Annotated in this window: 13 protein-coding genes; 11 read left to right on the top strand and 2 right to left on the bottom strand. The window is 33.5% G+C overall.

Annotated elements, in window-relative coordinates; translation table 11 throughout:
* The first annotated feature begins 24 nt into the window (after positions 1-24).
* The 8 genes from ABI657_RS07265 (at position 25) to ABI657_RS07230 (ending at position 4784) form a co-directional block, all read left to right on the top strand.
* Positions 25-927 (top strand): leucine-rich repeat domain-containing protein, encoded by a 903-nt coding sequence (locus ABI657_RS07265; protein ID WP_348096579.1) that lies wholly within the window; start codon positions 25-27, stop codon positions 925-927.
* Between the two features lie 351 nt (positions 928-1278).
* On the top strand, positions 1279-1575 hold the full coding sequence (locus tag ABI657_RS07260; protein ID WP_348096578.1) for a hypothetical protein: 297 nt from the start codon (positions 1279-1281) through the stop codon (positions 1573-1575).
* A gap of 78 nt (positions 1576-1653) precedes the next feature.
* Positions 1654-1950, top strand: a complete 297-nt coding sequence (locus ABI657_RS07255) for a hypothetical protein (RefSeq protein WP_348096577.1) — start codon at positions 1654-1656, stop codon at positions 1948-1950.
* 45 nt (positions 1951-1995) lie between these two features.
* Complete coding sequence (locus ABI657_RS07250) at positions 1996-2292, top strand: hypothetical protein (RefSeq protein ID WP_348096576.1); 297 nt, start codon at positions 1996-1998, stop codon at positions 2290-2292.
* A 27-nt stretch (positions 2293-2319) separates the two neighbouring features.
* Positions 2320-2610 (top strand): hypothetical protein, encoded by a 291-nt coding sequence (locus ABI657_RS07245; RefSeq protein WP_348096575.1) that lies wholly within the window; start codon positions 2320-2322, stop codon positions 2608-2610.
* A 97-nt stretch (positions 2611-2707) separates the two neighbouring features.
* Positions 2708-3007 (top strand): PepSY-like domain-containing protein, encoded by a 300-nt coding sequence (locus ABI657_RS07240; protein ID WP_348096574.1) that lies wholly within the window; start codon positions 2708-2710, stop codon positions 3005-3007.
* An 18-nt stretch (positions 3008-3025) separates the two neighbouring features.
* Positions 3026-3322, top strand: coding sequence for a hypothetical protein (locus tag ABI657_RS07235; RefSeq protein WP_348096573.1), 297 nt, complete (start codon positions 3026-3028; stop codon positions 3320-3322).
* A gap of 121 nt (positions 3323-3443) precedes the next feature.
* On the top strand, positions 3444-4784 hold the full coding sequence (locus ABI657_RS07230) for a sigma-54 dependent transcriptional regulator (protein ID WP_348096572.1): 1341 nt from the start codon (positions 3444-3446) through the stop codon (positions 4782-4784).
* Here ABI657_RS07230 and ABI657_RS07225 read toward each other — a convergent pair.
* On the bottom strand, positions 4781-7219 hold the full coding sequence (locus ABI657_RS07225; protein ID WP_348096571.1) for a hybrid sensor histidine kinase/response regulator: 2439 nt from the start codon (positions 7217-7219) through the stop codon (positions 4781-4783). The genes ABI657_RS07230 and ABI657_RS07225 overlap by 4 nt on opposite strands.
* Positions 7220-7337: 118 nt before the next feature.
* On the bottom strand, positions 7338-9239 hold the full coding sequence (locus ABI657_RS07220; RefSeq protein ID WP_348096570.1) for a S9 family peptidase: 1902 nt from the start codon (positions 9237-9239) through the stop codon (positions 7338-7340).
* 146 nt (positions 9240-9385) lie between these two features.
* Between ABI657_RS07220 and ABI657_RS07215 the strand changes: the two genes are divergently transcribed.
* The 3 genes from ABI657_RS07215 to ABI657_RS07205 are packed head-to-tail and all read left to right on the top strand — an operon-like array spanning position 9386 to position 12211.
* Positions 9386-10498: an FAD-dependent oxidoreductase gene (locus tag ABI657_RS07215; RefSeq protein WP_348096569.1), complete on the top strand. Its 1113-nt coding sequence runs from the start codon at positions 9386-9388 to the stop codon at positions 10496-10498.
* Entirely contained in the window at positions 10498-11265 is a 768-nt protein-coding gene (gene mtgA / locus ABI657_RS07210; protein ID WP_348096568.1) for a monofunctional biosynthetic peptidoglycan transglycosylase, read from the top strand. The genes ABI657_RS07215 and mtgA overlap by 1 nt, the downstream gene beginning before the upstream one ends.
* Positions 11255-12211, top strand: coding sequence for a lipid A deacylase LpxR family protein (locus ABI657_RS07205; protein WP_348096567.1), 957 nt, complete (start codon positions 11255-11257; stop codon positions 12209-12211). The genes mtgA and ABI657_RS07205 overlap by 11 nt, the downstream gene beginning before the upstream one ends.
* The last annotated feature ends 132 nt before the right edge of the window (positions 12212-12343 follow it).

The following is a 12343-nucleotide window of genomic DNA, read 5'->3' as shown; positions in this document are numbered from 1 at the left end:
TAAATTCCGGCTGCTTTTATATTTATGAAAAAATTACTTTTATTTGTTAGCATTGTTTTTTCAATCTGCAATGCAAAAGCACAGATCGACCCGGTTAAATATCCTACGTATACCAATATTGATGAGGCACTCCTTGTCAATAAACCCGTATATAGTATGAGTTTCAGGGCAAAAGGATTATACAATCTTCCTTCCGGTCTAATAAAAATGGATTCTCTTTTTTTTCTAAATGCAATGGGTAATCATTTAGAAAAAATGGATAAAGTACTATTTACTCTAAAGCAACTTGAAATCCTGAATCTAAACGAAAACGGTATTAAATTTATTCCGGATGAAATAGGGGAATTAAAAAAGCTGAAGACTTTTTCGATCAACCTCAATAGTTTAACCTCCATAAATTCAAATATTTCAAAACTTCAGAATTTGACAGTTGTCCATTTTGACTCTAATAATTTAAGTATTTTTCCACAAGCTTTGTTAAGTATACCTTCTCTGGAAGAGATCAACCTGCATAGCAATCAGATAAGTTATGTTTCAGATTCCTTATATAAAATAAAAAATTTAATGTATTTAAATCTTGCGTCTAATCAAATAAATGATTTAGGTAAAATGAGGCTGCCAAAAAAATTAAAGTATCTCGAATTACAAAAAAACAGTATTGTGCAAATTCCCGAAACAGTATTTGAATCGAAAAACATAGAATTTCTAAATGTAAGTGACAACGCCATAACTCATATTTCTTCGAAAATAAAGAATTTAAAAAATGTTGTAAGTATCAATTTAGCCAATAACAGACTAAAAGAGCTGCCTGAAAAAATGAGGGGTTTAAAAAATCTTAAAACATTAATCTTAGTTGGTAACCCAATGGATAAAGCAACGATAGATAAACTCAAAATCCTAATGCCCCAAACAACAATTTATTTTTAGAATCAACAGGCTCGTATTTCTAAAAAAAACCAATACAATTATATTTAAATGAAAGCTACATCTTCAATAGGTGTAGCTTTTTTTATGGCGATGTATTCAAATATACTGTACGGATTTTTAAACTACTAAAATTTTCCTTTTCAAATTATAAATACACACCGTTTTGTGTACTTTTTACACACGAGTTTAGAATAGTATACACTTTTTTACAATTTGATATTTTAATCATTTTTCGTACAATCCCTATAAAAACAATAGATCCGATGGTTTGGCATAGTAATCTTTGGTTACGGCATAATAATTTCATAACCTAAAGAGTAAAACAACTATTAATAATTAAATATATAAATTATGAAAAATTTATTTCTATCAGCCGCAATTGTTCTAGGAGGTTTGACATCATTCGCTGCAACAACTCCTATTTTCAATACTATTGTAAAAACAATTTCTGTCCAGGAGGAATACACTGAAATCAAGCTGGAAGAAGTTCCTGCTGCAATTACTGAAGCACTTAAAAAAGCATATCCGGATGCAGTACTTTCAAAAGCATATAAAAATGCTAAATCAGAGTATAAACTGGATGTTACTGTAGCAGATAAAGTAGGTTCTCTTTTTGCTAATGCAGACGGAACTTGGATTCAAAAATAATCAATAATGAATTCTCTCATATGAAAATTCAAATAAGCAATACTAAAATTAAGTTAACACTATTAAAATATAACTATCATGAAAAATTTATTCTTATCAGCCGCAATCGTTTTGGGAGGTTTAACATCATTTGCTTCCACTTCGCCAATAACAAATTCAATCGTAAAAACAATTTCCATTCAGGATGAATATACTGAAATCAAATTAGAAGAACTTCCGGCAGCAGTTACAGAAGCACTTAAAAAAGCATATCCTGATGCTGTACTTTCAAAAGCATATAAAAATGCTAAATCAGAGTACAAACTGGATGTTACTGTAGCAGATAAAGTAGGCTCTCTTTTTGCTAATGCAGACGGAACCTGGATTCAAAAATAATCCATTATTCACTTAAAATAATTATATAAATAAAAAACAAATATTATGAAAAATTTATTTCTATTATCCGCAATCGTTTTAGGAAGTTTAACTACCTTTGCTTCAGCCACTCCAAAAACAAATACTCCAGTTATAGAAATTTCTGTTCAGGAAGAATATACAGAAATTAAAGTAGAAGAATTGCCATCTGCAATTTCTGAAGCTCTTAAAAAGGCATATCCAGATGCGGTATTGACAAAAGCATACAAAAATGCTAAATCAGAATATAAATTAGATGTTACAGTAGGGGACAAAGTTGGTTCTCTTTTTGCTAACGCTGATGGTACCTGGATAAAAAAATAATGTTACCAATCTTTTAAAAGAATCGCTATGAAAAAGTTAATCTTATCAGCTGCTGTCATTCTGGGAAGTTTGGCAATGCAAGCAAAAAATACAGTTATTACAAATTCGACTATTCCAATACTTATAACACAGGAAGAATATAAAGAAGTTGATGCGGTTCCTGCTGCCATTAAAACAGCTTTGGACAATGCCTATCCTGGCGTTAAATTGGATAAAGCATATGTAAATGCTAAAAAAGAATATAAAATTGACATAGTTGTCAGAGATGTTAAGTCTACTGTTTATACTGATGCTCAAGGAAATTTTATCAAAAAATAATAAGTCAGATAGTAATTATTGTCTGAGAAGTTAATTATAGTTTACTACTGATCATTAAAAGTGTTATAAAATAATTTTAAATAACAAAAACAGTCCCATGAAAAAATTAATCTTATCTGCAGCAATTGTTTTAGGAAGTTTATCTGTAAATGCAACTGCAATTCCGATAATTGATTTAATGAGCCAATCGTTAATAATAGTTCAGGATGAATTCAGTGAAATAAAATCAGATGCTATTCCTGATGCTGTAAAATCAACGATTGAAAAATCTTTTCCGAATACAAAACTTGAAAAAGTCTATGTGAACGATAAGAAGGAATATAAAATTGAAATTTCTAGGGGTGATAATAAGTACACTGTTTTTACAGATGCATCAGGAAATATTATTAAAAAGTAACCTATAAAAACAAATATTATGAAAAAATTAATCTTATCAGGGGCAATAATCTTAGGAAGTTTGTCAACCTATGCATCAACAGTTAACAATGAAGCTGTAAAAATTGAAACAGCTATGCAGGATGATAGTTTTACCCTAATAGACAGTGCGGATCTTCCGGCTCCTATTATACAATCATTAGAGGATACTTTTCCTGGTTATGTTATTGTTGCTGCTTACATAAATGAGTATGGCGAATACCAAGTGGATATTACAGTAGAGGAGAGTACAGGTACTTTCTATCTAGATGTAGATGGTAACTTTCTAAAATTTTAATTAGGTAAATTAGATTTATGTTTTGGTGAAAAGAGATTACTTCGGTAGTCTCTTTTTTTTGCATAATTTTGTGAAAATGCTACTTTAAATAGTGGTATTTTAGCAAAAAAGTCCTTAAAACATGCCAAAGATATTATTAATTGAAGACGATATTTCATTCTGCAAATTGTTAGAAAAATTTCTGACAAAAAAAGCATATGATGTAACTATTGCTTTTTCAGCTAATGAAGCCAGATTATCCATCAAAAAAGGTTCTTTTGATCTGATTTTGACAGATCTTCGGCTGCCTGATTCTGACGGTATTGAATTAATGGCTGAGTTTAAGGTCTCCAATCCAGAAATTCCTGTTGTACTTATGACAGGCTACTCGGATGTAAATACGGCTGTAAAAGCTATAAAAAACGGAGCCTCTGATTATATTTCGAAACCTTTTAATCCGGATGAGGTTTTGTTGGTTATTACCAACACATTAAAAACTCCCGGAGTTAAAAAAGATATTTTACAAAAGAGAAATGTTCCTATTCAAAAAGTTTCTGATGAAAATGATTTTGTAAAAGGAATTTCTGTTGCCTCCAAAAAATTATTAGAACATATTAAATTGGTCAGTCCAACTGACATGTCGGTTTTAATTATTGGAGAAAGCGGTACAGGAAAAGAGATTATTGCTAAAAGTATCCATCGCCAAAGTCATCGAAAAAACAATAATTTTATAGCTGTTGATTGTGGTGCTATTCCTAAAGAATTGGCTGCCAGTGAATTTTTCGGACATTTAAAAGGGTCTTTTACAGGAGCAATCAGCGATAAGACTGGTTACTTTGAAGCAGCTAATGGCGGAACCGTATTTCTGGATGAGATTGGAAATCTTTCCTATGAAAATCAAATTCAGTTGTTAAGGGCGCTTCAGGAACGAAGAATAAAGCCTGTTGGAAGCAATAAGGAAATAGATGTTGATATCCGGATTATTACTGCTACTAACGAGGATTTACGTGAAGCGGTTAAAAATGGCGATTTCAGAGAGGATTTGTATCACAGGATAAATGAATTTTCGATCCAATCTCCTTCATTGACAGAACGAGGAGAAGATTTAATGGTTTTTGCTGATTATTTTTTAGAAAAAGCAAATCAGCAGTTAAATAAAGACATTGTAGGATTTTCTCCAGAAGTAGTAGCTGTGTTTCAAAAATACAATTGGCCGGGGAACTTACGTGAACTTCAGAACTGTATTAAGCGCGCTACACTTTTGTCACAGGGCGATTTTATTGAAAGTGATGTATTGCCAGTGGAATTTTTTCAGACACAAAAACAAAGCAATGAAAGCAGTTTCTCCTTGTCTGAAAATGAAAAAGAAGCTATTATTAATGCTTTATCAAGAACTCAAAATAATAAATCGGAAGCGGCAAAACTCCTTAAAATTACCAGAAAAACACTTTACAATAAAATCAAACAATATAATATTGATTAAAGGATTTCTTTTTTCAAAACTGTAAAAAGCATACCGGTTTTAGTTTCTAAAGATTCAAACAATGCTTTTAAATCAATGCTTTCTAAGTTTTCTTCTTCCATATTTTTCAGGATTTCAACTATTTCATCAGCCTGTATTTGCTTGAACATTGGCATGGCACGATGGGCAATAGAATTGATTTCACTGTAATTTTTAGCATTAATTGCTTCCCTTAAAAAAATCAGGTTTTCTTCCGTACTTGAAATAAAAGATTTCAGCACTTCTTTTAATGCTTTTTTATCATTTCCTAGAAACTCTTTTAAACCTTTCAATGTATAAATTTTAGAGGATTTTTTTATATGTATTTGCTCATTGGTAAAACTTGGTATTGAATTATTTTCTAAAACATGAAGAATAGTTTCGAGTAGCACTTTAGGAGAATACGGCTTCTTAATTACAGTTGTAAAACCAGCTCCGGTATAAACGGATATATCTAAATCGCTTCTTCCTGTTAAAGCAATAATAGGCTGGTTTTTATATAGGGAATCAGGTAAGTTTTTTAATTTTTTAACAAACAAAAATCCATCCATTTCAGGCATTTGAATATCCGTAATTATAAAATCGAAAGCAGTATTCTCAATAGCCTCTAATGCATCAATAGCATTGTTAAATGATAATACATGATGGTTTCCCTGCTTTAGGACCCCACTTGTCAAATTGAGTAAGTTGGTATCATCATCAATAACAATAAAAGTCAGATTGTTCAAAATCGTATTGAGTGGTTTTACACTCTTTTCAGCAGGCATACTGGTGTCAAATAACAAGGGAAGTGTAATTTCAAATTTACTTCCCTTACCAAAAGTGCTTTCCAGATTCAGTTTTCCTGCTAAAATGAATATTATTTTTTGACAAATAGAAAGGCCTAAACCCGTTCCGCCGTATTTTTTTTCGATGTTTTCATTGGCCTGGGCAAATTCTTCAAAAACTAATTTTTGATTTTCTTTCTCAATTCCTATTCCGGAATCTTCAATAGTTATGACAAAAAAATTATGTTCTTCCTCCAGATAAGCGCTGATTCTTATAAAACCCTGTTCTGTAAATTTATAGGCATTTCCGATAATGTTGCTCAAAATCTGTTTCAGACGAAACGGATCACCAACAATTTTTGCATTCAGTTTCTCATCAACATTAATGATTAGATCAATGTTTTTTTCTTTATAAACGGTCTGAATACTTTTGGCCACTTCATCTATAATTTCGGGTAATAAAAAAGGAACTTTTTCAATTGTGATTTTTCCTGCCTCAATTTGAGAAAAATCCAACAAATCCTGGACCAGCTGGGTAATGTATTCAGAAGAATTTTTAATGTTCCTGATAAAGTAAGATTGTTTGGTATTAATATCTGAATTATCCAAAAGTTCCGAATAGCCAACAATGGTACTCAAAGGTGTTTTTAAATCATGGCTTACTGTAGAAATAAGCTGTTCCCGGCTTTTAAGCAGATTTTTAGTTTTAAAATTGGCGATTTCCAGCTGTTTTTTATACAATTGTGATTTAGAATAATCGCTTACAATGATAATAGAGAAAACGATTGTAAGTAATAAACCGATTATAGCCGAGACAGTCACAATTTCATTTACTTTTTTTAGTGACTTTTCTTTTAGTGAATTGTTTTTTATCGAGTTGATAATGATTTCCCTTTCAATAATCCGAAGTACTTTTCGAAGTTGTTCCGAGATTGCAATTTCGTTTTTAAGGAGTTTGTTTTCTTCAAAATTCAGGGATTCTTTTTTCTTTTCTGCTTTTAATTTTACATTACTCAAAAGTTTTTTTGAGTTGGCTAAAATCGAATCAGAGGCTTGTTTGCTTAAAGTATTGGTACTGTCATCGGGAATATTCTGATTCAGGTAATCAACATATTGCTGAAGTACATTCCGCTGATAACTTCCCAAGTCATTCGGATTTTTGGTAAAATCCTGAATTTCCAGTTTTCGGAGCTTAAATTCCATTTTGGTAATTTCGTCTATAGCTGTGTTTACAGAAACCTCGTCTTCTGCTTTGTTTTTTATCGTTTTTAATTGCCTGATGTTTTCTGTTTTTTCCGACAATAAATAGGTAACACTATCCAATAGAGTTTTTTGATATTGTGTGGTAACAATTTGCTTTAGGGTATCAATTCTTGATTTTAAGGAGTCTGTTTCAATAAGATAACTTTTAAAATCTTTTTCAGAATTGGTCTGAATTGTTTTACGCGATAAACTTTCGGTTTTATACACATTAGAAAAAAGTTTGCTGACTCTTAATATTTTTGTTTTTTCAAGGGCAATTTTATTTTCTAACTGATTGTAAACCACATTTTCAGAATATAAAAACCATGCTACAGTAACTACAAGTCCCAGTAGTGCGACATAGCTAATAAGAACCTTAATGGGCATGTAGCTTTTTTTACTTTCCATAAATTGTTACCGGGTGTTGTTTTCACTGCAATTTATTGAATATTTCTGTTTTAAAAAGCCAAACTTTCTATAAAAAAAGCCACAGAATATTAATCTGTGGCCTAATATGATTTTTTAATTAAAGGGTCTCGCTGAGCCATTTAAAAAATTCGTTTTGCCAAACCTGAGCATTTTGTGGTTTTAAAACCCAGTGGTTTTCATCAGGGAAATAAAGCAACCGACTTTTGATGCCTCTTAGCTGAGCCGCCTGAAAAGCTTCCTGGCTTTGTCCAATCGGTACACGGAAATCTTTTCCGCCCTGAATAATTAAAATAGGTTTGTTCCAGTTTCCAACCAGAGTCGCCGGATTAAAAGTAGTATATGTTTTTTGTGCAACGGCATTGTCTTTTTCCCAATAAGCACCACCGAAATCCCAGTTGTTAAAGAAAACTTCCTCAGTAGTTCCAAACATGCTTTGCGTGTTGAAAACGCCATCATGGGCAATGAATGTTTTGAATCGGTTCTTGTGAATTCCTGCCAGATAAAATACGGAATATCCGCCGTAACTCGCTCCAACGCAGCCTAAACGGCTTTTGTCAACATAGCTTTCTTTTGAGACTTCGTCAATAGCAGAAAGATAATCATCCATAACCTGACCACCCCAGTCTTTGCTGATTTGTTCGTTCCATTCTACACCGTGACCTGGCATTCCACGACGATTGGGTGCAACAACAATATAACCTTTAGCTGCCATTAATGAGAAATTCCAACGGAAAGAATATGATTGTGATAAAGCAGCCTGTGGTCCTCCCTGACAAAACAATAGGGTTGGATATTTTTTTGAAGCATCAAAGTTGGGAGGTAAAATTACCCAAACCAGCATTTTTTTACCATCTGTGGTAGTGACATAACGCTTTTCTATTTTACCTAAAGCAAGTTTTTTGTACGTTTCTGTATTTACATTTGAAAGTTGTTTCCAGGTGTTTTTCTTCAGATTAAAACAAAAAATCTCAGCAGCATGGTTCATGTCGGTTCTTGTAACAATAACATCATCTCCGGAAAAACCTACTAAATCATTAACGTCAAAATCTCCTTTTGTCAATTGATGCACCTGAATTGCAATTTTGGTCAGTCCCGGAAAGTTGACAACAAAAAGTTGTTTGGTACCTTCAACCGGAGCGGCAAAATAAACGTTCCTTCCATCTTTGCTCCAGATGAAACTATCTACAGTTCCATCCCAATTTGCGGTTAGGTTGGTTTTGATTCCTTTAAACTCAACAATAATATCATTTTTGTCAGCCTCGTAACCATCACGTTTCATTTGTAACCATGATAAATTTCCTGTTGGAGAAAATTGCGGAGCCGTATCGTAACCCAGGTTGTCTTCGGTTCTGTTAATTGTTTTTTGAGTTGCTAAATTGTATTCGTAAATATTGGTATTGGTAGAAACAGCATATTCCGTTCCTGCTTTTTTCTTGCATACATACAAAATGCTTTTTCCGTCAGGTGACCAGATATAATCTTCGTCACCACCAAAAGGTTTCTGCGGACTGTCAAATGTTTCCCCTTTTAAAATATCAATTCCGGTTGCACCTTCTTTGTTTTCTTTATAAAAAACGTGATTGAATTTCCCTTCATTCCACGTGTCCCAATGGCGGTAATCCAAACCATTATATATCTGAACTTCAGATTTCTCTAACTTCGGATAAAAATCTTTTCCTAAAACCTTGTCTATTTTTACCTCTTCGTTATACACTAAAAATTTACCGTCAGGAGAAATGTTTTTGTCTTTCAGAACTTCCTTAGCATCTTTGATTTCAGTTGCATTTCCGCCATTCAAAGGAATAATGTAATATTTTGATTGTGATTTGTTTTCTTCTACAGAAGGTGTTGAGACTTTAAAAACCACATTTTTTTCATCTTTTGAAATTCCCAGCGGCGACACTCTTCCTAATTCCCATAACAATTCCTGTGACATTACATTTTGCCCGATAGCGTTTAAACTCATCATTATTAAGGTTGTAAATAATACTTTTTTCATAATTAAAATTCTAATTTCAAGAGTTTAAAAGTACAAAATATATTATAGTAAAAGGGACGTTTTGCAGAGGCTTATTGCTTAAATAAATTATAAATACATCGTATTGAGATTCTCTAAAAAACAGTATTTTTATAAAAAATTCAGAAATGGAATTGAGTTATTGGGAACTTAAAAACTGGTTTACAAATATTGACTACACGATTGTAGGAAGTGGAATTGTAGGTTTGCATACTGCATTACGCTTGCGCGAAAGATTTCCTGCTGCCAAAGTTCTGGTTTTGGAAAAAGGAATGCTGCCTCAGGGTGCCAGTACAAAAAATGCCGGTTTTGCCTGTTTCGGAAGCCTTTCGGAAATTATTGATGACCTGAAAACGCATTCTGAAGAAGATGTTGTGCAGCTTATTCAAAAGCGTTGGCAGGGTTTGCAGTTACTTCGAAAAAGAATTGGAGATACCGCTATGGATTTTAAGCCGCATGGCGGATACGAATTGTTTCTGAAGGAAGATGAAAGCGGCTTTAGTGACTGTATTTCTAAATTGCCTTTTATCAATGAAGTTTTAAAACCACTTTTTAAATCGGATGTTTTTACTAAAGAAGTAGATCGGTTTGGATTTCAAGACATACAGGAATATTTAATATCCAATCCGTTTGAGGCACAAATTGATACCGGAAATATGATGCAGGAATTGCTGAAACAAGCTGTTGCCGCCAATATTTTAATTTTAAATCAGCAGACCGTAACTTCTTATGATGATGGAGGAAACCATGTTGAAGTGGTGCTCAATGATTTTAGTTTTATTTCTAAAAAAATTCTTTTCGCAACCAATGGATTTGCCAATACCTTAACCAATGGAGCAGTTAAACCCGCCAGAGCTCAGGTTTTGATAACAGAACCTATCCCGGATTTAGATATTAAAGGCACATTTCATCTCGATCGCGGATATTATTATTTCAGAAACATTGGCGACAGGATTTTATTGGGAGGAGGCCGAAACCTGGATTTTGAAACCGAAACCACAACCGAATTTGGCCAGACTAAAATTGTACAAAATAAATTGGAGGATTTACTTAAAAATGTAATTTTACCAAACCGGGATTTTCAAATAGCCCATCGATGGAGTGGCATAATGGGAGTAGGAAATAGTAAGAGCCCTGTTGTATCCCAATTGTCTGAAAATGTATTCTGCGGAGTCCGTTTAGGCGGAATGGGAGTGGCAATAGGAAGTTTAATAGGAACAGAATTAGCAGATTTAATATAATGGCAACCAAAAGACCCATACCAAAAAAAACAACCACAAACAAACCAAGATCAACTTCAAAGAAAACCAATCGTTCTTTGGGAGAAAAAGTAAAATGGTTTGTCATCAAATCACTTTTGTGGTTTTTCGGACTTTCCATAGGTTCCGTTATTTTTTTTAAATTTATTCCTGTTCCGTTTACACCGCTCATGGTGATTCGGGCAATTGAAAATAAACTGGACGGAAAAGAAGTGTACTTTGACCATGACTGGGAACCGATTGAGAATATTTCAATGAATCTGCAAAAAGCGGTAATTGCAAGTGAAGACGGAACTTTTTTAACCCATAACGGCTTCGATTTCAAGGCGCTTCAAAAAGCATATAAAAGCAACGAACGCGGTCGCAGAATCCGTGGTGGAAGTACTATTTCGCAGCAAACGGCAAAGAATGTTTTTTTGTGGCAGGGCAAAAGTTATTTCCGCAAAGGACTTGAAGCTTATTTTACTGTTTTAATTGAACTTATATGGGGTAAGGAACGCATAATGGAAGTATATCTGAACAGCATTGAAATGGGCGATGGCGTTTACGGAGCTTATGCCGCTACAGAGCATTGGTATCGTCGTGACGCATCAAGTCTTACACCAATTCAGGCGGCAGGAATTGCCGCTATTTTGCCAAATCCAAGAAAGTTTAAAGCGACAGGTTCTTCCAGTTATATCAACAGGCGCAAAGAAAGAATTATCCGAAACATGCGCGCTGTTGGAAAAATAAATTATAATGCGAAGTAAAAAAGCTTTTTTTCTGCTTTTCATACTGTCATCGGCCTTGGCTTTTGCTCAGGGAAAAAGTGCTGAAATAGGTTTTATTACCGACAATGATTTATATACTTCGTCTAAAAACGACATGTATTATACCAATGGACTGGAACTTTTCTATCGGTTTTTGTCAAAGAATAATAATCCAAAAATCAATAAAAAAATTACCGAATTCAGAATCGGACAATATATTTATAATCCCAGATTTATTAATAAAGAAGCTATTACTTTAAACGATCGTCCTTTTACCGGCTATCTTTTTGCACAGGCAGGACGCAGCTTTTTTTATCAAAGCGAATCGGTTTTAAAAACTGATTTTCAGTTGGGCTATATGGGACCAAATGCTTTTGGCAGGGAAACACAGGAAAGTTTTCATCGCATTATTGGCTATAAGGATGTTTATGGCTGGGAAAATCAGCTTCATAATGCTTTGTCGTTACAGGCGCATGTTTTATATTCAAAGAAATTATTTGTCAATACGAACAATGATTTTGTTGACCTTCATTTTCAGTCAGAAGCCAATCTGGGAACTATTTTCACAGGCGTTTCGACCGGATTTTTAGCCCGCATAGGGTTTAAAAAATTACTTCCTGTTTATGATTCAAATCTGTTTGATGCTTCCGTAAGTTCCGCAGTGCAGTATAATGTCAGGGAATTTTACTTTTATGCGGCTCCAGGTGTTAATTACCAATTTTATGACGCAACCATACAGGGAAGTATGTTTAATGACAACAGTCCGGTAACTTTTGATTTGGAGCCGTTGCGCTTTAATGCCGAAGCCGGTTTAAAGTATCGCCAGAATAACTTTAATATATCATACTCCTTTATGTACCGCGGAAGAGAATTAAAAGATCCTGTTCATGACACCAATACAGGTTATTTTTACGGTTCGATTCGTTTGTCCTGTTTGTTGAAATAGCTTCAGCTATGTTGAAAGCGTGTTTGTTATAATTTTAGGATTCAATAATTTAGCCTTACTTTGAAAATTGTGTTTCTAAGTTTTGTATTTTTATAGATGCAGAATAAAAAATCATTTTAACGTAAACAAAAC

It is taken from the genome of Flavobacterium sp. (assembly GCF_039930565.1).
GTDB lineage: Bacteria > Bacteroidota > Bacteroidia > Flavobacteriales > Flavobacteriaceae > Flavobacterium.
Note: the sequence above shows the minus strand (reverse complement) of the source record. Positions and strands in the feature narration are given on the sequence as shown.